The organism is Rhizobium esperanzae, assembly GCF_002204185.1.
Taxonomy (GTDB): Bacteria; Pseudomonadota; Alphaproteobacteria; order Rhizobiales; family Rhizobiaceae; genus Rhizobium; species Rhizobium esperanzae.
Map to the genome: position 1 here is coordinate 118,965 of NZ_MXPU01000009.1, position 23,653 is coordinate 142,617.

22 protein-coding genes are annotated in these 23,653 nt (G+C 61.9%); 9 read left to right on the forward strand and 13 right to left on the reverse strand.

The genetic code is table 11. The features are described from left to right. Positions 1-169: 169 nt before the first annotated feature. Positions 170-1,456: an ABC transporter substrate-binding protein gene (locus B5E41_RS15345; protein ID WP_088394915.1), complete on the forward strand. Its 1,287-nt coding sequence runs from the start codon at positions 170-172 to the stop codon at positions 1,454-1,456. 86 nt (positions 1,457-1,542) lie between these two features. On the opposite strand, the gene B5E41_RS31720 is transcribed toward B5E41_RS15345, so the two are convergent. Beyond that, a complete protein-coding gene (locus B5E41_RS31720) occupies positions 1,543-1,770 on the reverse strand; it encodes a hypothetical protein (protein ID WP_176439401.1) in 228 nt (75 codons plus the stop codon). Positions 1,771-1,881: 111 nt separating this feature from the next. Here B5E41_RS31720 and B5E41_RS15350 point away from each other — a divergent pair, with 111 nt between their 5' ends. Next, complete coding sequence (locus B5E41_RS15350; RefSeq protein WP_085861930.1) at positions 1,882-3,144, forward strand: DUF3422 domain-containing protein; 1,263 nt, start codon at positions 1,882-1,884, stop codon at positions 3,142-3,144. Between the two features lie 55 nt (positions 3,145-3,199). Here B5E41_RS15350 and B5E41_RS15355 read toward each other — a convergent pair whose 3' ends face one another. The 6 genes from B5E41_RS15355 to B5E41_RS15380 form a co-directional block, all read right to left on the reverse strand. After that, complete coding sequence (locus tag B5E41_RS15355; protein ID WP_088395110.1) at positions 3,200-5,344, reverse strand: methyl-accepting chemotaxis protein; 2,145 nt, start codon at positions 5,342-5,344, stop codon at positions 3,200-3,202. 16 nt (positions 5,345-5,360) lie between these two features. Then, entirely contained in the window at positions 5,361-6,290 is a 930-nt protein-coding gene (locus B5E41_RS15360; protein WP_088394917.1) for a substrate-binding domain-containing protein, read from the reverse strand. Positions 6,291-6,454: 164 nt separating this feature from the next. After that, the gene (locus tag B5E41_RS15365) at positions 6,455-7,339 is read right to left on the reverse strand and encodes a carbohydrate ABC transporter permease (RefSeq protein ID WP_088394919.1); all 885 of its coding nucleotides are present in this window, start codon (positions 7,337-7,339) and stop codon (positions 6,455-6,457) included. Then, positions 7,329-8,255, reverse strand: coding sequence for a carbohydrate ABC transporter permease (locus B5E41_RS15370; RefSeq protein WP_088394921.1), 927 nt, complete (start codon positions 8,253-8,255; stop codon positions 7,329-7,331). The genes B5E41_RS15365 and B5E41_RS15370 overlap by 11 nt, the downstream gene beginning before the upstream one ends. 52 nt (positions 8,256-8,307) lie before the next feature. Beyond that, positions 8,308-9,528, reverse strand: coding sequence for an ABC transporter substrate-binding protein (locus B5E41_RS15375; protein ID WP_088394923.1), 1,221 nt, complete (start codon positions 9,526-9,528; stop codon positions 8,308-8,310). A 49-nt stretch (positions 9,529-9,577) separates the two neighbouring features. Then, a complete protein-coding gene (locus B5E41_RS15380) occupies positions 9,578-10,897 on the reverse strand; it encodes an alpha-L-fucosidase (protein ID WP_088394925.1) in 1,320 nt (439 codons plus the stop codon). A 207-nt stretch (positions 10,898-11,104) separates the two neighbouring features. Here B5E41_RS15380 and B5E41_RS15385 point away from each other — a divergent pair, with 207 nt between their 5' ends. Next, a complete protein-coding gene (locus B5E41_RS15385) occupies positions 11,105-12,112 on the forward strand; it encodes a LacI family DNA-binding transcriptional regulator (protein ID WP_088394927.1) in 1,008 nt (335 codons plus the stop codon). Positions 12,113-12,115: 3 nt separating this feature from the next. On the opposite strand, the gene B5E41_RS15390 is transcribed toward B5E41_RS15385, so the two are convergent. Beyond that, entirely contained in the window at positions 12,116-12,394 is a 279-nt protein-coding gene (locus tag B5E41_RS15390; RefSeq protein WP_088394929.1) for a type II toxin-antitoxin system RelE/ParE family toxin, read from the reverse strand. Then, positions 12,394-12,654, reverse strand: a complete 261-nt coding sequence (locus B5E41_RS15395) for a CopG family ribbon-helix-helix protein (protein WP_088394931.1) — start codon at positions 12,652-12,654, stop codon at positions 12,394-12,396. Before B5E41_RS15395 ends, B5E41_RS15390 begins: the two co-directional genes overlap by 1 nt. Before the next feature lie 298 nt (positions 12,655-12,952). Between B5E41_RS15395 and B5E41_RS15400 the strand changes: the two genes are divergently transcribed. The 4 genes from B5E41_RS15400 (at position 12,953) to B5E41_RS15415 (ending at position 16,753) form a co-directional block, all read left to right on the forward strand. Further along, a complete protein-coding gene (locus B5E41_RS15400) occupies positions 12,953-13,681 on the forward strand; it encodes a FadR/GntR family transcriptional regulator (RefSeq protein WP_088394933.1) in 729 nt (242 codons plus the stop codon). Positions 13,682-13,932: 251 nt separating this feature from the next. Then, positions 13,933-14,946: an ABC transporter substrate-binding protein gene (locus B5E41_RS15405; protein WP_088395112.1), complete on the forward strand. Its 1,014-nt coding sequence runs from the start codon at positions 13,933-13,935 to the stop codon at positions 14,944-14,946. Between the two features lie 50 nt (positions 14,947-14,996). Continuing rightward, positions 14,997-15,860, forward strand: a complete 864-nt coding sequence (locus tag B5E41_RS15410; RefSeq protein WP_012490007.1) for an ABC transporter ATP-binding protein — start codon at positions 14,997-14,999, stop codon at positions 15,858-15,860. Positions 15,861-15,871: 11 nt separating this feature from the next. After that, a complete protein-coding gene (locus B5E41_RS15415) occupies positions 15,872-16,753 on the forward strand; it encodes an ABC transporter permease (protein ID WP_088394935.1) in 882 nt (293 codons plus the stop codon). A gap of 269 nt (positions 16,754-17,022) precedes the next feature. On the opposite strand, the gene B5E41_RS15420 is transcribed toward B5E41_RS15415, so the two are convergent. Together B5E41_RS15420 and B5E41_RS15425 are read right to left on the reverse strand one after the other, a co-directional pair. Further along, positions 17,023-18,423, reverse strand: coding sequence for a sensor histidine kinase (locus tag B5E41_RS15420; RefSeq protein ID WP_088394937.1), 1,401 nt, complete (start codon positions 18,421-18,423; stop codon positions 17,023-17,025). Beyond that, complete coding sequence (locus B5E41_RS15425) at positions 18,413-19,081, reverse strand: response regulator (RefSeq protein ID WP_088394939.1); 669 nt, start codon at positions 19,079-19,081, stop codon at positions 18,413-18,415. The genes B5E41_RS15420 and B5E41_RS15425 overlap by 11 nt, the downstream gene beginning before the upstream one ends. 194 nt (positions 19,082-19,275) lie before the next feature. Here B5E41_RS15425 and B5E41_RS15430 point away from each other — a divergent pair, with 194 nt between their 5' ends. Together B5E41_RS15430 and B5E41_RS15435 are read left to right on the forward strand one after the other, a co-directional pair. Then, a complete protein-coding gene (locus B5E41_RS15430) occupies positions 19,276-19,842 on the forward strand; it encodes an isochorismatase family protein (RefSeq protein WP_088394941.1) in 567 nt (188 codons plus the stop codon). Beyond that, on the forward strand, positions 19,839-20,849 hold the full coding sequence (locus B5E41_RS15435; RefSeq protein WP_088394943.1) for a GlxA family transcriptional regulator: 1,011 nt from the start codon (positions 19,839-19,841) through the stop codon (positions 20,847-20,849). The genes B5E41_RS15430 and B5E41_RS15435 overlap by 4 nt, the downstream gene beginning before the upstream one ends. Here the strand turns inward: B5E41_RS15435 and B5E41_RS15440 are convergent. Next, positions 20,844-21,692 (reverse strand): carbohydrate-binding protein, encoded by an 849-nt coding sequence (locus B5E41_RS15440; RefSeq protein ID WP_088394945.1) that lies wholly within the window; start codon positions 21,690-21,692, stop codon positions 20,844-20,846. The genes B5E41_RS15435 and B5E41_RS15440 overlap by 6 nt on opposite strands. Before the next feature lie 52 nt (positions 21,693-21,744). Then, a complete protein-coding gene (locus B5E41_RS15445) occupies positions 21,745-23,538 on the reverse strand; it encodes a heparinase II/III domain-containing protein (RefSeq protein ID WP_088394947.1) in 1,794 nt (597 codons plus the stop codon). Between the last annotated feature and the right edge of the window lie 115 nt (positions 23,539-23,653).

Genomic DNA, 23,653 nt, shown 5'->3' on the forward strand with positions numbered 1-23,653 from the left:
TATGAAAATATTTTCATCAGGTTCTGATGAGCGCTATTTTCGAAAAATGCTCAAAAACATCTCTATTGCCTCAGGAAATAGCTTGACGAGACGAATGTCAAGTATATGAAATTAGCTTATCGATGGCCAAGGCCGCGATTGATGAAAATATTTTCATGGGAGGATGAAAATGAAAACGTATCTATCAGGGGCTTTCGCACTGGCGTTGGCCACTGTTTCCCTCGCCTGGTCCAGCACAGCCATGGCAGAAACCAAGACGATCACCTTCTTGTTCACCGATGACGATCAGGCTTACGTCGAGCGGATGGAAGCGCTGAGCAAGGAATTCGAAACGGCGCATCCGGACGTCAAGGTCAACTTCGTCTCTTCGGGCTATGATGCGGTCGCCAAGCAGCTGCCGGTACAGCTTGCCGTCGGCGAGGGTCCCGATATTGCCAAGATCACCGATTGGCAGCTTGCGCCCTATTATCTCGACATGCGCCCGTACATGAAGGATCCGGACGGCTTCGCCAAGCTGCACGGCGACAGCCTGAACACGCTTCGCTTCCCCGGCGTCAACGATCCGAACTCGATCAACGGCTATGTCGCCTCGCAGACCTTCAATCTGCCCTTCGTCAACAAGACGCTCTTCGAACAGGCAAACGAACCGCTTCCGAAGCCGACCGCCACGCTGAAGGAGATCGTCGAAGCCTCCGCCCGCGTCGCCAAGGCGACCGGCGCCCAGATCCCCTTCACGATGGACCGCTCGGGCCACCGCTTCTCGGGTGCTGCCTTCTCTTACGGCGCGAACTACGTCAAGGACGGCAAGTTCTTCTTCCCCGACGATGCAGCCAAGCGCTACATCACCGATCTCTACAACTGGACAAAGGACGGCTCTTTTCCGAAGGAAATGTGGGGTGCGGCTGGCGGAACCCAGTACAAGAACATGGGCGACGAGTTCGTCAACGGCAATGTCGTGACCTATCTCGCCGGCAACTGGATGGTCAATCCGTTCCAGAAGAAGATCGCCGACGCATTCGACTGGACCGCCATCAGCGCGCCCTGCGGCGATGCCGGCTGCTATGCGATGCCGGGCGGCACCGCGATCGTCGGCTTCAAGCGCACCAAGTATCCTGAGGCCGTGGCCGCCTTCATCGAGTTCCTCGGCTCTGAAAAAATCCAGCGTGAAATCGCCGAAAACTACGTCATCCTGACCGGCGCCGACATCAAGGACCCGCAATACAAGCTCGAGAGCAAGAACGCCAAGGACGCCATGGCCGTCTTCCTCGCGGCCCGCAACAGCGCGCCGAAGGCAGCCCGCGACCTCGAACGCCTCAGGGGCTCGTCCGCCATCTATCAGCTCATCGTCCAGCGGATGAGCCAGTTGATCGTCGGCGAACTCTCCCTCGAAGACACCTTCAAGGCGATGAGTGCCGACGTCGACAAGGTCAACGTGGCGCTCGCCGCCAACAAGTAACCGGCCGCGCCTGTCTCCCACAGATTGCGCGCTGCATCAGCCACGACCTCGCAACAGGCCGTGGCTGATCGTTTCTTAGCCCCCGTCTACGCCGCCTTAATCCGCAGCGCGATGGTCGGAACGGCCGCCACACCATATGGGATGTACGGCTGGGGATCCTGGACGACGAAACAGCCCTTCTTGTCGCAATGTCGGCCGGCGGCATGGTGCAACTGCTCGGCAACCTCCTCGCCTGGCGCTTGGTCGGACGATCCGGCTAGCCGCCGCGGCAGATCGGCGCGGATGGAACGGATGGTTCTTTGGCGTCGTGACACGGACTTCGCGAGAGGCTATAGGCGTGTGGGCCTGCGCGGCGCGCCGGCGTCAGGCTCAACTTACTGAAGCCGGCAAACCGGCGGCAGTCCAGCCCATTGAGGTGCATCTCCATGCCACTCGGCTCCGAGCATCCGCTGCGAAGGGAACTTCACAACGAGCTCCATGCGCGCCCGTCTCTTTATTTCGATGGCGACACCGATGTCTGGCACGTCGCCATCGTCGGCGAGAATGGCCCTCCTTCGCTGCCCGGTTCCCTGCCGGGATTGGAAGATGTCACCACGACCGGCGAGGGCAACCACGGCATCGGCCGCGTCGGCGACGGCCGGCTGAAATGGGAAGCCCATACCGAGTTCCTCACCCTCACCTTCGTCGTGCCGGCATCGGCCGAACCCGGCAGCAACCCGCCGGAAGCCTTCCGGGCCTGTTGCAGCCAGATTGGCGGAAAGGTCATAGCCGCCGTACGCGTGCTGGTGCGCGACGAAAAGGATGGGCGCATTCTGGAAAAGCCCAAGCTCGATTATGTCGCTTCGCGGGTCGGCGGCGGCGACGCGGAGGTGCATTCGAACTTTCGACTGACCGATAGCGGCTTCCTCGAGTTCCTGTTCTTCAACCGCAACCTCAACGCCTATCGCACCGGCCGCATGGTCCGGCGTTTCCTGGAAATCGAGACATACCGGATGATGGCGCTGCTGGCGTTGCCGATGGCGCGCGAGACGGTGTCGAAGCTTTCGGCTTTTGACCAGCGTCTCGATCTGCTGATCGTCCATATGCAGAGCGCCGTCAAAGTCGACAAGGCGCTGCTGTCGGAGGTGACGAGGCTCTCCTCCGACGTGCTCAACTTCTCGGCACTCGCCCGCCACCGCTTCGGCGCGACCAAAGCCTATGCCGAAATCGTGGCGAGCAGGCTGTCGGAGCTTCGAGAAGAGCGGGTCGAGCAAAGACAAAGGCTCGGCACCTTCATCGACCGCCGCTTCCAACCGGCTGTCCGCTCGGTTTACGCGGCAGAGCGGCGCCTTGACGAATTGGCCGAACGCGTCAGCCTCGCCGGAGACCTGCTCAGAACCACGGTGCAGGTTCAGCTTGAGGATCAGAACGCCTCACTGCTGACCTCAATGGAGGAGCGGGCGCGCATCCAGGTGCATATCCAGCAGGCGGTCGAAGGCTTCTCCGTCATCGCCATCACTTACTACACCATCGGTCTGGCGAAGATCTGCCTCGAAAGCATCTCCGCACTGGGTGTCGATCCGCATATGACGAAGCTCGCCGTTCTCGGTGCCATCCCGTTGGTCCTCTTCGCCGTCTGGACGGCGGTCCGCCACGTTCGCCGAAGCATCGCCGGCGCGCCGCACAGTCCGGCGGCCGGAGGCCATTGACGCGACCGCCGCCCTTTGAAGGCGGCGGCGTTCTCTTGGCTGCGTTAGCAGGACGTTACGACGCCATCGCGTAGTGGCGGTGGTCCGATGCCCGGCCGTTGCCCGTCTTGAAGCGCCGCAGCAGCTCGGCGAGGCTTTCGGTTTCCTGCGTTAGGCTCTGGGCCGCGGCCGTGGTTTCCTCGACCATCGCCGCGTTCTGCTGCGTCACCTTGTCCATCTGGTCGCCGGCGGCCGAGACTTCGCGCAGGCTGGTCGCCTGTTCGCGGGCGGCGACCGCAATCTCGGCGACGGTCGCATTCATCGCCGTGACCTGCTCGACGATCTGTTCGAGGGAGACGCCGGATTCGCCAACCAGCTCAACGCCGGTCTTGACCTGCATCGAGGAGGTGGAGATCAGCTCCTTGATCTCCCTTGCCGCATTGGCCGACCGCTGGGCGAGCTCACGGACTTCCTGGGCGACGACGGCGAAGCCCTTGCCGGCTTCACCGGCGCGCGCAGCCTCGACGCCGGCGTTCAGCGCCAGCAGGTTGGTCTGGAAGGCGATTTCGTCAATGACGCTGATGATGTTGCCGATCTTCGACGAGGAATTCTGGATCTCCGTCATCGCGGCGATGGCGCGGGAGACGATCTCGCCGCCCTTTTCCGCATTGGTGCGGGCCGTAGCCACCACGGCCTGGGCGCGGCTGGCGCCCTCCGCCGTTCCGTTGACGCCGCGGGTGACGTCACCGAGTGCTGCGACGGTTTCCTCAAGCGAAGCTGCCTGCTGCTCTGTGCGGCGGGCGAGATCGTTGGAGGCGGTGGAGATTTCCGCAAGGCCGGAGCGGATCGTCGTGACCGCGCGGATGACGGAGTCGATCGCTTCTTCGAGGCTTGCGACCGAGCTGTTGAAGTGATCGCGGATCCTGACATAGCGATGATCGACTTCGCCGACGCGCACGGAGAGGTCTCCCTTCGAGAGCGCGTCGAGACCAAGCGAAATCTGTCGGAAGGCATGTTCCATCACCTGCGCGTCGGAAAGCCGCTCGGCCTCCTGGCGCAGCCGCTCTTCTTCGGCGGCCAGGCGGGCGCGCTCGGCATTGGCCTCGGCGATCAGCTTGGCGCGACCCGTTTCCTGGAACACCTTCAGCGAACGCGCCATGGCGCCCAATTCATGGTGGTGCTCGACGCCGGTGATGACGATAGCGTCGTCGCCGCGAGCGAGCTGTTCCATGGATTGCGCCATGCCCCGGACAGCCGAGGAAATCAGCCGGCCGACGAAATAGGAGAGCACGAGGCCGATGACGATCAGCAGGCCGCTGATGACGAGTGTCGTGCTGGTCGCCGAGGCAACCGTTGCTTCGACCGAGCCATCAAGGTTCTTCTGCGCGCCGGTCACCGTCGCCTGCAGATCCTTGAATTCGCCTGCGATCTTTGGCGCCAGCACATTGAGCTGCGTCTGGCGGATGTCGCCGGATGCCTGCAGCACCTCCTTCATGTCTCCGAGGCGGGCGGTATAGTTCTGCATGAGCTGGCCGGCGCCCATCAGGCGCTTCTTCTGCAGCTCGATCTTTGCAGCCTTGGCGGCGGCATCGTTGAGCGCGACAGCCTCGGCCAGCGCTGCTTGCGCCGTATCATAGGCGGCAAAATCGTCGGAATGGACGAAACGTTCGGAGAAATAGAGACTCCGGTTCAGTGCCTCCAACGTCGCCCCGGTCATGTGCAGCAGCGCGACATCGTCCTGGCGCCAGGCGCTGCGCATGACGTCGTTGAGCGCGATGCTGGTCCAGGGCCCGAATTCGGTAACCTTTGAGATCAGCATGTCACGTCGGACCTGCAGCGAGACGATCTGCTCGAAGGCCTTGCCGTAAGCGGCGATGTCCTGACGGATCGTCGCAAGGCCGGATTGGAGATCCTTGTTATCGGCGAAACGCGGGTCGTCGGCCTCGAAAGCCTTCACGCCGGCGCGAAAACTGTCGACGACAGCCTGCGTGGGCGTGGAGCGGAAAGCTTCCGCCGACATCTGGATCTGGTGCAGCTGGTCGCTGTAGTCCGATATGGCGAGGCTCTGCCCCGCGGTGGCGCGATAGGAGGCGAAAATGGCGGCAAGGCCGTTCATCCCCGAGATCGCGCTGACGGTCAGCAGGCTCATCAGTAGGATCAGCGGCACGAAACCTGCTGTGATCTGCGCGCGAATGCCGAATTTATTCCAGAAATGCAACATCATAGGCCTCTTATGCTCACTGGCTCTTCGGCAGGTATTTGGAGATGTTCTCAGGCGTGACGAGTTCGAAGGGAACGTTGTTTTCGCGCGGCACCTTCTCCTTGTTGACGAGCTTGACAGCGGCGTCGACCGCCACGGCACCCTGTCCGACAGCGCTCTGGAGAATGGTCACATCGAGATCGCCGGCCACCATCGCGGCTAGCGCATCGTCGGTCGCGTCGACGCCGGCGACGACGACATCCTTCATCGGCATGCCGGCCTTCTTCATGGCGCGGATCGCGCCGAGCGCCATCTCGTCATTGTTGGCGATAACGGCGTCGAACTTGACGCCGGCCGCAAGCCACTCCTGCATCTGCTGGTCGGCATAATCGCGCGACCAGTAGGCGGCCTGCCGCTCGACGATCTCCAGGCCCTTGCAGTCGGGCGTGGCGATGACATCCGAGATATCCTGCGTGCGGGCACGAGCCGCGGCGTGGAAAGGCTCGCCCATCAACACGACGACGCGGCCCTTGCCCTTGAGCAGCGCGCAAACCTGCTTCGTCTCCAGCGTTCCGGATTCCTTTTCGTTGGAGGCGACCACGACCTGATTTTCGGGAAGATCAAGCAGGTTGGAAGGAACGTTGTTGATGTAAACCAGCGGGATGCCGGCATCCGCCGCCATCTTGGTCATCTGCGGCCCGAGATCGCCATCGGAGACCGCCAGGATGATGGCGTCGACCTTATCGGCGATAAGCTTCTGAACTTGCTTCTTCTGAAGCTCGTTGTCGCCCTTGGCGTTCTCGGTAACCAGCTTGAGGCCGGAGACCGTCTGCCCGTGGGCGACGACGCCATTGAGAAGCGCCGTCCTGAATTTGTCGAGATCGGACATCGAAACGCCGATCGTCTGAGCATTGGCGACAGAGACCGACATCGCCAAGGCGATGGATGCAAGCGTGGCCGTTTTCATGAATTCCCCTGCGCAATTCGGATGGAAGCGCGTTATTTCAAATTTTGGTTAAATTTTACTTTTCGCGCCGGAAGCGAGAAGTAAGCGGGGAGGCCGCCAAGCGGCCGCATTTGGATTGGATCAAGTCGATTCGATGCAAAGTCATCAAATCATCCTTTTCAATATTACCGCCCGCCGAAGCCGGAGCCGACGCTGATGCCTTTGTAGATCACCCTCTGCAGCACGATGGCGAGGATGACCCCCGGCACCATGGAAATAGTGGCGCCCGCCATGATGTAGTTCCAGGCGGTGCCCTGCTGCGTCTGAAACAGGGTGAGCCCGAGCGGCAGCGTGGCCTTTTCGAGCCCGCTGGTGGCGATCAGCGGCCACAGGAAGCTTTTCCACTGCGCGATGAAAGTAAAGAGCGACAGCAGGCCGATCGCCGGCATGGCGAGCGGAACGATGACCCTGGCCAGGATGCGCAGGCGCGAGGCCCCGTCCATCATCGCCGCCTCGTCGAGGTCCTTGGGAATGCCGAGGATGAACTGCCGCAGCAGGAAGGTACCGAAGGAGGAGAAGGCGACCGGCAGGATCATGCCGTGATAGGTGTTGATCCAACCGAGCTTGCTGACCAGAAGGAAGAGCGGAATGACGAGCATCACCTGCGGGATCATCAGCGTGCTGAGATAGGTGAGCAGCAGCCCCTCGCGGCCGGGGAACCTCAGACGGGCGAAAGCATAGGCCGACAGGCAGGAGACCACGATGACGATCGCGGTCACGCCGCAGGCGACGACGAAGGAGTTCAGCAGGAAGGTGCCGAAGGGCAGCGACACCAGTGCCTCGACGAAATTGCCCCACTGATATTCCTCGGGCAGGATACGGACCGGCACGGCCAGCACTTCGGTATTGGAGCGCACCGCATTCGACACCATCCAGAAGAAGGGAAAGACGAAGAGCAGCGCGATCAGCGACAGTCCGGCGTAGCTGACGAAGGTGCCGATCAGTCGCAGGATGCGATGCCGGTTCCGGGACTGGGAATGCGGATGCCGTGAGGCCGGGTCAGTCGTCATAATGCACCCATTTGCGCTGCATGTGGAACTGCAGGATGGTGAGCGCCATGATCATGACGAACATTACCCAGGCGAGCGCCGACGCGTAACCCATCTGGAAATTGGTGAAGCCCTTCTGATAGATGGCGAAGCCGAGGGTCGCCGTCGCCGAGCCGGGACCGCCGCGCGTCATGGCGAAGATCTCGTCGAAGACCTGCAGCGAGGTAATGGCCGTCATGACCGTAGCGAAGAAGACCGTCGGTGAGATGAGCGGCAGGCGGATGCGCCAGAAGCGCCGCCAGGGACCGGCGCCGTCGATCATCGCCGCTTCGAGATAGTGCTTCGGCACCAGGTCGAGCGCGGCGTTGAACATCACGACGTTGTAGCCGACATTGGCCCAAAGCGTGACGAGCACGACCGCCTGCATGGCCCAGCTCGAACTCAGCAGGAAATTCGGCAGGCCGAGGCCGAGCGAACGGATGACGCTGTCGGCGAGCCCGTCCGGCGTGAAGATCAGCAGCCACACCACGGAGGCTGCAATCGTCGGGGTAAAGGTCGGCAGGAAGAAGATCACCCGAAAGATCGCCTTGCCGCGCTTCAGGCTCGATATCCACACCGCGAGCGTCAGCGAAACGATGATATTTACAGCCAGATACTCGACGGCGAAGAACAGCGTATTGCGCAATATGGTGTAGAAGGCCGGATCGACGGTGAAGAGCTTGATGTAATTCTGAAAGCCGACGAAGGATGGCGTCGAGATCAGCTGCCAGTTGGTGAAGGAGAGCGCCAGCGACGCAACGATCGGCAGGGCCATGAAGATCATGAAGCCGAGGAAACTCGGCAGCAGGAACAGCATGGCCGTCTGCGTCTCGGGCTTCAGGAAGCGCCTGGGCTGACCGGGCTGCAGGGCAATTTCGGCAACGGCGCTTTCCGACATCTCTTCCTCCATGCGCGGCAGCTCATGCCGCCGCGCTCTAGCACGGCAAACTCTATTGCTGCGCGAGGCTCTGGATGGACTCCATCGTCTGCTTGGCGTCGGCGCTGCCGCCGAAGGCGGGCGGGAAATACTGGTTGAAGAGATTTTCCACCGCCGCCCAGTTGTTGGTGATGACATAGGGCACGGAATGCGCCAGCGAATAATCCAGCGCCTCGCCGCCATTCGTGATGTCCTTGGCCGCCACCTTGTACCAGGAGGATTGCGAGGCCGTACGCGCCGGCAGCGCCCGGCCTTGTTCGGCGAGGTACTGCAGCGCCTCAGGGCTGGTCAGCACCTGGATCGCCTTCCAGGCCGCGTCCTTGTTCTTGCTCGTCGTGGCAATGCCGAAACCGGAGCCCGCCGTAACGGCGGTAAGCTCTCCCTCTGCGCGCGGCAGGGTGGCGGAACCAACTTTGAACTTGACCTTGTCCTTCATGCCGATGATCGACCATGGACCGTCGACATACATGGCGACATTGCCTGAATAGAAGCGGCCCTGGATGACCGTGCCGGCATCGGCGCTCGACGGCACCAGCGGCGCGACCTTGTCCTTGGCGGCAAAGCCGATCACCCTCTCGGCAGCGGCAATGGCGCTCGGATTGGTAAGATCGAGATCGCCGGAATCGTTGACATATTTGTCGCCCCAGGCCAAGGCCAGGACCGAATAGTTCTGCGGGGTGATGCCGAAGCCGTACTTTCCGTCCTTCGTCAGCTTCTTGGCGGCATCGGTAAACTCGGCGAGCGTCCAGCCCGGCTCCGGTAAGGGAATACCGGCGGCTTGAAGCGCGTCCTGGTTATAGTAGATAACCCAGGGACCGACGTCATAGGGCAGGCCGTAGAGTTGCTTGTCGACGGACATGCCGCCGATGATCGAGGGCGTGAAGGCCCCAATGTCGAACTTGTCGGCCGCGATCCGGTCATTCAGCGGCTCGAGCAGCGAATAGAAATTCGGCATGCGCAGCGACTGCATCGACACGATGTCGGCGAGCTGGCCCGACGCCGCCAGCACCGGCAGGCGGGTCCAGTAATCGACCCAGCCGGTCGTCGTCAGCGTCACCTTGATATCGGGGTATTTGGCGCTCACCATGTCGGCCAGGTGCTGCCAGCCCTTGGTATCGGCATCGGAACCGGTCCACATCTGCCAGGTCAGATTGACCTGCTCGGCCGAGGCGGATGTGGCAAAGAGGCTGCCGCCGATTGCGGCAAGCAAAAGCGTTTTCTTCAGAACCTTCATGGGTTTCTCCTCCCTCCATGACGCAATGAACACGCGAGTGCGACCGAGTTCACGCCTTGAGGACGATCTCGATCACCGGCACGGTAACGTCAGGTCGCCGGACCGGCAGTTCGAGCGTGATCATGCCCTCCGGCACCATCACGCCGATATTGGAATCCACATCCCTGGTGTGGCTGAGCCAGCGCACTTCGCTGGCATCGTGCAGGAACTGCGCATAGGCGATCCTGTCGGCGAGGCCCTCGATATGGATGTGGCGGTAAGGCCAGTTGTAGACATGCAGATAGAGACGGTTGCCACGTTGGGTGTAGCGGCAGCCGGCCGGCACGGGAAATTCGGACGGACCGGCGCCATAGATCGAGCGCCCATTGACCTCCGTCCAGTTCCGGTAGACATCGAGCGCGGCGATGGCGCGGGCGTCGAAGGTGCCGCGGCCGGTGGGGCCGACATTCATCAGGAGGTTACCGCCGAGCGCGACGGAATCGATCAGCAGCTGGATGATCTGCTCCGGGCTCTTCCAGCTGTCCTCGTCGCGGTGATAGCCCCATGAGCCGCTGAAGGTGTGGCAGGCTTCCCAAAGCACACCCTGACTGGCGATGGCGGGCGCCACCCGCGGCGTATACTGCTCCGGCGTCGTCACGTCGGGCAGCTTGCCCGGCGGCAGGTCGAGGCGGTTGTTGACGATGATTTCGGGCTGCAGCTGGCGAACAAGTTCGAGCAGCCGCTCGCTTTCCCAATCGGCGCGGCCCTTGCCTGGCAGGCCGCGATACTCGCGACCGGGATAGCTGAAATCGAACCAGATGATGTCGATGCGGCCGAAGCCGGTCAGAAGCTCGCGCACCTGCTCGCGCATATAGGCGGCATAATTGGCGATGTTGCGACCGGCGTTCAGCGCCTCGGCTTGCGGATGATTGCGCAAGGGATGGTGGACGTCGATCGGGAAATCGGGATGGTGCCAGTCGAGCAGCGAATAGTAGAAGCCGATCTTCAGCCCCTCGGCGCGGAACGCTTCGACCAGCGGCGTCAGCAGGTCTCTGCCGCAGGGCGTGTTCGGCGCCTTGTAGTCGGTGACCTTGCTGTCCCAGAGGCAGAAGCCTTCGTGATGCTTGGTCGTCACCACGACATATTTCATGCCGGCCAGACGCGCGCGGCGCGCCCAGTCCTTCGGATCGTAAAGATCGGGATCGAAATTGTCGAAATAACGCTGGTAATGGTCGTCGCTCAGCTCTTCGCGGTTTTTCAACCACTCATGCCGCGCTCCGAGCGCATACAGGCCCCAATGGATGAACATGCCAAGACGATCATGACTGAACCAGGCGTGCTTACCCGCTCCCGGCACCGAATTTTCCGGCTGGCGCTCCGAATTCGTCACAGGTTTCTCCTCCCTGTTTTTCGGTTCCACTTCATGTCGAACCGGTTCGGCGATTGAACATCGTCCTTGACCCGGCACCTGTCAAGCCGAAATTCGTGAATTGCATAACCGTGAGGTAAACGCACCATAATTGAGCAATCAAGCGCGATATGTTGCAACAGCAAACAAAATCTGACAGAAGAAAGCTTTAGAACCGGTTCGACAGATATGACCACCATACGCGATGTCGCGCGCCTTGCGGGAGTTTCGATCTCGACCGTCTCGCTCGCGCTCAACAGCCCGAAACGGGTCGGCGCCGAGACGCTCGACCGCATCCGGCAGGCGATACAGTCGACCGGCTACCGCATCGATCCGGTGGCCCAGACGCTGGCGCGCGGGCGCAGCTCGCTGATCGGTTTCGTGTCCGCCAATCTCGGCAACATGTTCTTCGGCGACATCCGCCGCGAGATCGAGCACCAGGCGCTCGACCACGGCTATTTCGTGCTGATCGCCGACTCCTCTGGCAGGGCCGATCTCGAACGGGCGCTGCTGGAGCGGCTGCAGGCGCAGAAGATCGCAGGCATTGCTCTGGCGGCCAACGGACGCGGCGAGGAATACGCAACCTTCCTGCGCGAGTTCAAGACGCCGATCGTCATGTTCGACCAGAAGGTGGATGGCGCCGCGCGCGATTTCGTCGGCTCGGACAATCCGCTGACGACGACCATCTTGACAGAACACCTGCTGCAACTCGGCCATCGGCGCATCGCCTTCATCTCCGGCCCGAGCGGCCTGCACACTGCCGACGAGCGCCTGAAAGGTTTTATGGACACGATGGCAGGCGCCGGCGCCGACGTCGATCCGTCACTGGTGGTCGAGGGCGGCTATACCAGGAGCGGCGGCCACACACAGGCGATGCGCCTGCTCACCCGCCGCGACCGCCCGACCGCCATCATCGGCGCCAACAACATGATGGGGCTGGCAACCCTGCAGGTGATGCAGGAAATGGGCTTCCGCTGTCCCGACGACGTCTCGCTGGCAATGGTCGATGACGTGCCCTGGAGCAACGTCATCACACCGCGCATCACCATGGTCGTGCAGGATGCGCAGAAGCTCGGTGAATTGGCCGCCCAGCGCCTGCTGGCCAGGATCGCAAGCCCCGAGGCCGCCGCCGAGCCGCCGCAGGATTTCATCCTGACGCCGAGATTCGTGCGTGGAGAGTCGACAAGGCGGCTATAAGGATTACGACCGATCCTCGCGCGTATGCCAAAGCCGCAATCCATAGATTGTCGACTGCTGGATTTCATAACGCATCTCATAACGGCCAACGAGAATGCGGCGGACCTCCCGAGGATCGAACTCTTCGAGCCGCTCGCCGAGACGTGGCTGCTCAATTAGACGAGCGGGGGCTGCCGCCAGCGCCTGCACGGTTCGGACCGCAGCCCGCCGGTCGACCGGGGAGAGAAAGTCGTATAAGCGGGCGATGTCGGAGACCGCTTTGCTCGTCCACTTGATTTCCATCACCGGGGCAACGAAATCGGCTCGTCACCGTCAAGACTATCGGCCCAGGCTTGAACAGACTGGTGATCGACAACATTGCCGCTTTCCACATCGGCTAACGCCTCAAGCGTCAAACGCCGACGCTCCTCTTCCTGGTCGATCCATGCAGTCAGGGCTTGCTTGACGATCCAGCCGCGCGAACGCTCAAGGCGCGATGCAAGCTGATCGACCTTCTGCGCAAGCGGCAATGGAACATGAGCCGTGAGAACTTTGGTCTCCATCGAAAACTCCTCAACATCAATCAATCATAATCATACCGATTAATCTTGATTAACCCAGCGCCTATACGTCATGAAGCCCGACTGAGACTTCCCAGAAAGGTGACGCAGCATCGAGAGTTGTGAAGCATAATGTCGGGTTTTTCATCGGCCGGTGAAGCAGCCAAAGGAAAAGCGTCGATCCTTCATCCATTGAAAGACCGCAAGATTTGTCATACATGTGTGATGAATCATAATTTCGGAGTGCCGCTGGTTCGAACGGCGTCCGGATCGAAGCCGATGCGGGGGTCGAGGCGTGGCTATGCAAGGGAAGGATCGCAGCAGGGGCTCGGGGTCGCTGGTCGCACAGGTCGGCGAAAGCCTCCGGCAGGCGATCCTCAGCGGCCAGTACGCCGCCGGCGATAAGCTTCCGAGCGAGCACGAACTGACGGAAACGCACAGCGTCAGCCGGACTGTGGTGCGCGAGGCGGTGGCTGCCCTTCGCTCCGACGGGCTGGTCGAGGTGCGTCAGGGCGCGGGCATTTTCGTGCTTGGCGCCGATCCCTCTCTCTCCGGGCGAAAAGTCGACAAGGCCCGCGTCGCCTCCGATCTGGAAGTGCTGGAAATCCGCACCCCAGTCGAAATCGAGGCGGCGGGACTTGCCGCGCTCCGCCGTTCACCGGCGCAGGAGGAAGCGATCTTCGAATGTCACCGGAAAATTCTCCAATGCATCGAGACCGATCGGTCCATCCGTGAGGCGGATCTCGAACTCCATGTCGCGATCGCCGAGGCGACGAACAATCCGCTGTTCAAGCACTTCCTGGAATCCCAGGGCGCGGCGATCATTCCGCAGTCGAGACTCGTGCCGGAAACCAGAACGGCCGAGCAGACCGCCTACCGAAAGCTGATCCACAGGGAACATGAAGCGATCGTCGTCGCCATTTCCGACCGGGACGATCAGGCCGCCCGCCATGCCATGCGCGAGCATCTGGTCGGCAGCCAGGCGAGATATCGCAACCTGCTCAAGAATCTGCGAAGCTTTACCAGCTGATATCCACTCCCGAGCGTCCGAACGCCTTGGCAAGAGACAAAGCCGGCAAAAAGCTCGGCCCGTTGTAAGCTGCCGCTACCAGGCTCGGGCGTCGGCGCATCATTTCCCCGCCGGTTCACGCGACAGGTTAATCGTTTGCGGCTGAAAGCTAGTTGAAAGCTTCGACGTCTTAGGAAAAGGCTGCATCGTGGAGGAGACACGGTCAAGGTGACGAGACGACGATGCAGGCAAACCATCAGGAGGAGATTTCCATGCGTTCTTCACGCAGCCTTTTTCACACCGTCGCTTTTTCCGCGCTTCTCGCCGCAGCCACATTCACGTCAGGCGCCGCCCACGCGGCCGACAAGATCACCATCATGGTCGGCGGCTATGAGAAGCAGATCTATCTGCCCGCCAAGCTCGCCGAATCCCTCGGTTACTTCAAAGACGAAGGTCTCGACGTCGAACTGCTGAATGAAGCTGCCGGCGTCGACGCCGAAAACCAGCTGCTGGCAGGCGCCGTCCAAGGCGTCGTCGGCTTCTATGACCACTGTGTGGACCTGCAGGCCAAGGGCAAGTTCGTCGAATCCATCGTCCAGTTCAGCCAGGCGCCGGGCGAGGTCGAGATGGTTTCGAGCAAACATCCCGAGATCAAGTCGCCGGCCGATTTCAAGGGCAAGAGCCTCGGCGTCACCGGTCTCGGCTCCTCCACCAACTTCCTCACCCTCTTCATGGCCTCCAAGGCCGACCTCAAGCCCGGCGACGTCGTCACCATTCCGGTCGGCGCCGGCGGCACGTTCATTGCCGCGATGCAGCAGGATCAGATCCAGGCCGGCATGACGACGGAGCCGACGATCTCGCGCCTGATCAAGACGGGCGAAGCGAGCGTTCTCGTCGACATGCGCACGGTCGAAGCGACCCGCAAGGCGCTTGGCGGCACCTATCCGGCCGCCTCGCTCTATATGGAAACTTCCTGGGTCGAGGAACATAAGGACGAGGCACAGAAGCTCGCCAATGCCTTCGTCAAGACGCTGAAATACATCAATACGCATTCCGCCGCCGAGATCGCGGACAAGATGCCGAAGGACTTCTACGTCGGCGACAAGGATGGCTACGTCAAGGCTCTCGACGAGGGCAAGGGCATGTTCACGCCCGATGGCGTGATGCCGGAGGACGGCCCGAAGACCGTGCTTGCCGTGCTCGCGGAGTTCTCCAAGAACGTCAAGGGCAAACAGATCGACCTTTCCAAGACCTACACGACCGAGTTCGTCAAGAACGTCAAGTGAGGCCGTCGCGCCGCTTCCAGCTCCTGAGCGGAAGCGGCGTCCGTTCGATCATGGGCATTGCGTGCGCGCCCTTAAGCACGCCTTCAGGTATCACCATGCAACAGGACACCAAACAGATCCCCGCGATCGAGCTGATCAACGTCAGCCGACGTTTCGTCTCGCCGACCGGAAAGTCGCTGACTGCGCTGCGCGATTTCAACATGACGGTCGCCCGCGGCGAATTCGTCGCCGTCGTCGGCCCGACCGGCTGCGGCAAGTCGACGACGCTCAATCTCGTGACGGGCCTCGCACGCCCGAGCGCCGGCGAAGTCCGCCTGATGGGCGGGCCGATCACCGGCATCGACCCGCGGGTCGGCTTTGCATTCCAGACCGACGCGCTCTTTCCCTGGAAGAACGTGATCGAAAACGTCATGGCCGGCCCGCTGTTCCGCGGCAAGTCCCGCGCCGAGGCGGAACAGAGCGCCCGCGATTGGCTGGCGCGCGTCGGCCTGTCGAAATTTCTGCACCATTATCCCCATCAGCTTTCCGGCGGCATGCGCAAGCGCGTCTCGCTGGCGCAGACCTTCATCAACGAACCTGAAATCCTGCTGATGGACGAGCCCTTCTCGGCGCTCGACGTGCAGACCCGCACGGTCATGCACGAAGAACTTCTGAAGCTCTGGGCCGAGCGCAAAGCCTCGGTGGTGTTCGTCACCCACGATCTCGAAGAGGCCGTAGCACTTGCCGACAAGGTCTATGTTCTGACCGCCGGCCCCGCCACGGTGAAATCGGTCTACCCGATCGACCTTCCCCGCCCCCGCGTCGTGTCGGAGATCCGCTACGAGCAGAGCTTCATCGACTACTGCAAGACGATCTGGGAGGATCTCCGCGAAGAGGTCGAGACCAGCTACCGCCGCGCAAGCGAAGCGGCCTGACGGAGGATATCATGGCCCACATCACATTCGAGGCCGGTTCGGCCACCCTGTTTCGCCCGGGCACATCAGATGCCGAGATCGAAGCCTCCGCGCTGAAGGCAATACGCCGGCGCAACACGCTGGTGCGCTTCTGGCAGATCGCCATCCTGGTCTTCGTGATCGGCATGTGGGAGCTCTCCTCCAACATGAACTGGATCGACCCGTTCTTCTATTCGAGCCCGAGCGGCGTCATTGAGCGGCTTTACGAATGGGCGACCGAAGGCACCACGGAAGGGTCGCTCTGGTACAATCTCTGGGTGACGATGGAGGAGGCGCTGATAGGCTTCTTCGCAGGTTCGATCACCGGCGTCTTCGTCGGCATCGGGCTTGGCCGCAACCGCTTCCTCTCCGACATTTTCTCCGTCTACATCAAGGCGATCAACTCGATCCCGCGCGTCGTCTTGGCCCCGATCTTCATCATGATCATGGGTCTCGGCCTGCCGTCCAAGGTGGCGCTCGCCTTCATCATGGTGTTCTTCGTCGTCTTCGCCAACGCCTTCCAGGGTGTGCGCGAAGCCGACCGCAACATGATCGCCAATGCCCGCATTCTCGGCGCTTCCGACTGGCAGGTGACGCGGACGGTGGTCATTCCCTCGGCAATGAGCTGGATTTTCGCCAGCCTGCACGTCTCCTTCGGCTTTGCGATCATCGGCGCGATCGTCGGCGAATTCGTCGGCGCCCGCTTCGGCATCGGCCAGCTGATCTCGATCGCGAAGGGCACGTTCGATGCGGCCGGCATGTTCGCGGCCATCCTCCTCGTCATGGTCGTCACGCTTGTTGCCGAATACATCATGACGCTGATCGAGAACCGCCTGGCGAAATGGCGCCCGCAGCAGCACCTCGATACGCAGTAATAAATCGGCTTCCTCCCAAGGCAGATCGAAGCAAAAGGCCGGGCGTAACGCCCGGCCTTTCGTTTGATGGCAAAAATCGTTTTGTGCCCCCGCGTCATCCGGCACTTGCCCCTCATCTGGCTGCCGGACCTCCCGCGGCGAAGGGACCATGCCGCACCCTCTCTGTTCCCCGCTCATCCACCCCTCGCAGGGCACGTCCCCTCTCCCCGCTTTTACGGACAGCCTCACGGTCGGAACCGGACAGAATGAGCAAGCCGAAGCATGACGATTCAGGCAAGCGGAAGCCGAACGATCACGACGAGACCGCCGCCTTCAGCATCACCGAGCGAAACCGAACCTCCAGCCCCTTCGACGACCTCGCGGACAATCGCAAGCCCGAGTCCGCTCCCTTCGCTTTCGGTTCCCATGATCCGATAGAACCGCTCGAAAACCTGCTCGCGCTCCCCTTCGGGAATGCCCGGCCCGTTATCCTCAACGGTGACGACGGCGTGGCCGTCCGCCTGCCCGACGGCGACCGTCACCCGTCCATCGGCTTTGCTATAACGGATCGCGTTGTCGATGAGGTTGACCAGCATCTCGCGCAGCATCGTCCCGTCGCCCTCGACGACAACAGGCCGGTCCGCCTCCAGGCCCACGTCGATGTTGCGCTTGAGCGCCTCTTCGGCATAGGCCTCCAGGATCTCGCGGGCCGCCTTGCTGAGATCGGTCGCGTCGCTGCGCGGGCGGCGGCTGCCGGGCTCGGCCCGCGATAAGGTCAGCAACTGGCTGGCGAGACGCGAAATCTGCCGGGTGCTGGTGCGCAGCGCAGCAAGCGCCTCGTCGCGGCGGGTGGCATCGTCTTCGCGGGAGGCCACGCTCGCCTGCGTCGAAATCAGCGCAAGCGGCGTCCTCAACTGATGCGCCGCGTTCGATACGAACCGCCGCTGTGCGGCCATCTGGTCCTGGACGCGCTCCATGTAATCGTTCAGCGCATGGACGAGCGGACGCAATTCGCTCTGCACCATCTCGGGTGACAGCGGATCAAGACGGTTGCGCCCACGCCGGCGCACGGCGTCCCGCAGCCTCAGAGTCGGCGCGAGGCCGCGTTGAAGCCCAAGGATCGTCACCAGGCTTGCGACAAAGACGAGCACGAACTGCTTGGAAAAATCCGAAAGCCACAACTGCCTTCGCATCGCATACTGGCTGTTATGCGTCACGGCGACGGTCACCGAGATCGTGCCGTCATTGGGAAGACCGACGACCGGATGATCGAGCATCAAGACGCGCACGTCGGCGCCATGGAAGGCGCGATCCTCGCCGACGCGCTGGACGGTCGGCCGCGGCAGATCGGGAAAGCCGCTCACCAGATTGCCCCAGGCGGTGATGACCTGGTAGGACACACGGTCGCCAAAGCCCGTATCGAACATCTCGAGTGCGGCCGGCGGAACGTCCACCTGAACATTGCCGCCCTCATCGACGCGCACCGCCTCGGCGATGACCCGGGCGGATGCGAGAAGCGTTCGGTCTGTCACCAGCTTTGCCGTCGCGTCGGCCGACCAGAAGCTGTCGTAAAGATTGAAGGCGATGGCGCCGAAGAGCGTCAGCAGCACCCAGCAGAGCAGTTGCACCCTCAGGCTCTGGCTGAGCCGCGTGATCGTTCCGCCCGCCTTTGTCACGACGCTATTGGACATGTCTGAGGAGATAGCCGAGCCCGCGTAGCGTCGCGATCTGAACCGAACTGTTTTCGAGCTTCTTGCGGAGCCTGTGGACGTAAATTTCGATGGCGCTCGGATCGGCCTCGTCGTCGAAACCGAAGACGCTTTCGGACAGGACGGCTTTCGAGACAGTGGTGCCGAGCTTCATAACGAGCTGTTCGAGAACGGCATATTCCCGCGGCGTCAATTGCAGCGGTTCGTCTGCCACGAAAAATTGCCGCGTGCCTCCGGAAAAACGCAGGTTCCCGACGGTGATCTCGGAGGATGCCCGGTCCTGCCCGCGGCGCACCACGGCACGGATTCTCGCCTCGAGTTCGGCGATTTCGAAAGGCTTGGCGAGATAGTCGTCGGCACCGCTGTCGAGTCCGGCCACGCGGCCGTCCAGACTTGCATTCGCGGTCAGGATGATGACCGGCAACTTGTTTCCTGACTGCCTCAGCCGCTTCAAAAGCGTCAATCCGTCAAGCTTGGGCAGCGAAAGGTCGAGAATCATCGCCGAATATTCTGCCACCTTGAGCAGATGCTCGGCGTCCTCGCCATCATAGGCAATATCGATAGTGTACTGCGCCTGCCGCAGGGCTTTGCCCAGCCAGGCCGCCAGATCCTTGTTGTCCTCCACCACAAGCAGTCTCATCCGTCCCCCTTAGCACGGGCAGAGGGCCTGGCGGAAGCGTGCCTAAGGCGTTGTATCTCGCCTGCCGCTCCCGGCGCGACGCCGCCCTCGGCAATCATTGGCGCGAATTGTCCGCTATTTGTCCGGTGCGGGCATTTTCCTTTGGCTTTAGGCGGCAGAATATGGCTTCATGATCAACCACCACGGAGCAGAGAATGTCCGGCCACGAAACCATTCTTCTCGTCATAGACGCCCAGGAGTCCTTCCGGCAGCGCGATTATTGGGATGAAGGCCTCGCACCCGCCTATATCGAACGCCAGCAGGCTCTTATCGACGGCACAGAAGCCCGCGGAATACCCGTCATCCAGATCTTTCATGTTGACGGAAACGGGCCGTTTTCGGAACGCTCGGGCTTCGTCAGAACGCTCGCCCCGCTCAGGATCGCTCCCGCAGCGATCTTCAGAAAGAACCGCCATAGTGCACTCGTCGGTTCGGGCCTCGACGTGTGGCTGACCAGGAATGGCGTTCGCCGCATCATCGTCTCCGGCATCCGCACCGAACAGTGCTGCGAGACCACGACCCGTCACGCCTCCGATCTCGGCTATCAAGTCGACTATGTCGGCGAAGCGACCCTGACCTTCCCGATGACGGACGCATCGGGACGCGCATGGAGCGCCGAGGAAATCCGCGCCCGGACGGAGCTGGTCCTGTCGGGCCGTTTCGCCCGGATCGCAACCGTCGAACAGGCGCTGGCGGGGAGCGGAAAGCAACTCGCGGCATGACTGATACAGCGCAGCCCTGCGATATCCCCGTCTACGTCGTCGTGCCGCCGCGCGTACTGCTGCTCGATGTCGCCGGCCCGATCGAAGTGCTGCGCAAGGCGAACCTCGAACAGAAGACGGTGCGCTTCAGCGCCACCTATATCGGCCCGTCGGCTACGGTCGGCAGCTCGATCGGCCTTGCCGTGACGGGTGTCGCCGCCTTGCCGGAGCGCTTGCCCGATCAGGCGCTTGTCGTCATCGCCGGCAGCGCCGACGCGCCGATGGAGAACAACCGTCCGTGGGACGAAGAGGAGCGCGCCGCCCAGGCCGCGATCGTCACCTGGCTGAAGCGGGCCATTCGCCCGGGGGTTCGGCTGGCCTCGATCTGCTCGGGCGCCTTGCTCGCGGCCGAGGCCGGAATGCTTGACGGCCGCGAATGCACCACCCATCACGGCTGCATGGAGGACCTGTCAAGGCTCGCGCCCACCGCGCGCATCCGGGACAATCGACTCTACGTCGAGGATGGGGAGCGCCTCACGAGCGCCGGCATCACCGCCGGCATCGACCTCATGCTGCACATCGTTGCCGAAGCGGCGGGGCATGCCTGCGCGCTTGCGGTGGCGCGATATCTCGTCGTCTATCTCAGGCGCGGCGGCTCGGATCCGCAGCTTTCGCCCTGGCTCGAAGGCCGCAACCATATCCACCCGGCCATCCATCGCGTACAGGATGCAGTCGCCGCCGATCCTTCCCGCGACTGGTCGGTCGCCTCGCTCGCGCGCCTCAGCGGCGCCAGCCCGCGAAACCTCTCACGGCTGTTCAACGAACACACCGGCATGAGCGTTACGGATTTCGTCAACCGCATGCGCGTGGCGCTCGCCCGCGACATGCTCGCCGGCTCAAGGCTGGATATGGAGGCCGTGGCAATGCGCGCCGGCTTCGGCTCGGCCCGGCAACTGCGCCGCGCCTGGAACCGCCTGCATGACAGCCCGCCGAGCGCGGCCCGGACGAAACCGGCCGTGGTCTCATAGAGTAAGAGGAAGGGGGGCGCCCCCGACCTCATTTTCGACGCCGGGGGTTGCAGCGCCGGCTACATCCGTACCCCAGATCTCGATCTGCGTCAGCGCCGGAAAGGGTGAGATGTCCTCAGCCTTGATGAGGCCGTGCAGCTCGATCCATTCGATGACGCAGGGCTCGATGGAAAAGCCCTGGGCGGCACCGGATTTGACCAGCGGGAAACGAGAGGTCTTGCCGCTCGAGAAGGTGACGCTCACCTCTTCCCACCAGGAATCATGCGGGAAATCCGCGCGAAGGTAGAAGACAATTTCGTCGACGCGAACCGGTCTGCCGAACTCCACCGTCAGCGCCGCTTGCGGATCGCGATTGATGCCCCAGCTCGTATAGGGCCAGAAGCCATGATCGTCATTGGCCTTTTCGCCATCGATGGCGTTTCTGGCGGCAAAGACCGCTTCGCCTCGGGTTTCGACGTTGGCGCGCGCATGCGGAAATAGAGCCCGATTGGCGTGATCGTCCCAGGGGTTGAGCGCAAGATTGCGCCGATGGGCGATCTCCTCGGGGCGCGCGCAGCGCACGGACAGCCGGTGGATATCGCCACTGAACGCATTCGGGGAATAGGATTTGCGCTTGTCGCCGAAAGGCACCGCAAGCGCGTAGGAACATTGCCTCATATAGACCAGGCTTGGCTGGATCGCACTATCCAGCGCGACAAAGACATGTCCGGGCCTGGAGACTTCCACAATCACCTGCTCGCCCTCGCGATAGCTTTGACGATAGACCAGGAACGTCTCATCCTGCCCGGTGGCGCTTGCCAATACGGAGCCATCGGCATCCACGATCTTCAGCGTCAATTCCATGTTCGTCCTCCTCAGAGCCTGAAGATTTCTGACAGCATCAGGCTCTAACTCTCTAATTTATCCGTAATTTCAGGAGCTTCCCGGCAAGCGGAATGCGCAGGCGATAGAGCTTCTCTGGCCAGGCCGATCTCAGCCTGAGATCATTCACCTCGATCTCGTCGATTTGGATCGGCCCGGCTCCGTCGACGAAAATACTGCCGAGATCGGCAAGATCGATCCTGTCCCGGGTGATCGTCGGCGGCAGGCATGTCATCAGCGACAGAACCGCCGCTTTGTCGCCGTCATAGCTATCGACGATCTCGACATGGCGTCCGCGGACCAAGGAGACGGCACGCCGATAGCTGCGCAGTTGCGCTTCCACCGGATAGGCGCCAGCGATGTCGAGAGATATGCGCGCCAGGTTCTCACCGAATTCCGTTTCGACGTCCTGCGCGCCGAAAGCTTCACCGGCGGACTGCATGACGCCGTCGAATGTCGGCAGGTTGTGACAGGCCGACTGCATTGTCCAGATCTCGTAGCGCCGCGGCGAAAAGGTCTTCGCCGTGTAGGTCTCGACGCCGACATCGATCAGGAATGGGCGCCCATCCTTGTAGAGGGTCACGCTGCCGACGTCGTTGTGATTATGGCCCTCGCCATTGTTGCCGCCCTTGACCGCAAGCGAGAACCGATCGTCGCGAGCGACAAACAGGCCGATGCCGGGATAAAAAATGTCCCGGCGCGACAGCGCACGCGGCTCGATGATCGGGATCTGCGGGCCGGCCAGCAGTTCCTGCACGCGATACCAGAGGTTCCATTCCTCGGGCAAATGCGGATGTTCGACGGCAGCCCTGTCGGCTGCGGCGAAGTCCGCCAGCATCTGCGAAGCAACCGCTTTGCCGAACAAATATTCCCGTGCGCTGCAGGGCTCGACGACGGCGGAGGAATCCGCGAAGTTGAAATAGTAGCGGCCGGCCACATGCATGTTGGCGATATATTCGGCCATATTGCGGACCTTCGGCTGCTGCCAGACTCCGGCAAAAAGGCCCGGCGCCGCGGCGTCCAGAACCGTCAAGGCGCCATGAAGGCAGAGGGCGGCGTGACGATAGTAGAGTACGCCCTCCTCACAGGCTCCATCCTCGGCATAGTCCTTGAGGAAAGCGTCGAGGCTACCGAGCGCCTTCTCGACAACCGCCCGGCGCGTCGCCTGATCGGTGTTCAGCGAGAAGGTCGCCAGCAGGACGTTCTGGGTAATCCAGGCTGTCCAGTTGTTCATCCTCTCATTGCCACGGCCCATCCACCAGAAATGCCGACCGAGATAGGGCAGGAGAATGCGACCCTCGATCTCGCGCGCCACCCGTTTGGTGATCTCAGGGCTGACGCCGTCGAGCGCCTCGCTCAGCAGGGCGACGATCGTTGCGAGCAGAGCTGCCGTTTCGGCGGCGAAGAGGTCGATAACGGGCTGCGAATTATCGGGAAGCGGCAGTCGTGGGCCACCACGTTCATAGGCATTGTGCGCCGGCAGCTGCCAACCGCTCTCCTCCACGACCAGGAAGATGCCGTCAATGATCTTCGGCAGGAATCGTCCGCCCCCTTCGACGAGCTCGCCGAGCACGACATCATTGAGCATCCGCCGCCGGGTGAAATAAAGCTCCTCAAAACGCGAGCGATTGCCGCTCGTCGTGTATTCGCGGTAATCCGAAGCGGTGATCAGAGGCCAGACCCGCGCAAGTGTGGCTTCGGCATCGCGAATAACCACGTCGCGCATCGCCTGCGGCACCGCGCTCCATCTCTCGCGATCGGAAGAAACCGCTCCGGGCGTGAAGTCGCCCAAGCTGTCCGGCAGATCTCCTGAAATCTCGCTGAACATGTTCCTCACTACGCTGAAAATGCCGCCACGAGCGTGTGGCCCTTCATGCTAACCTATCATATGTTTCCAGCGTCAGCTATTAAATTTGTATGATCTATTCAGAACTTGTTTGACC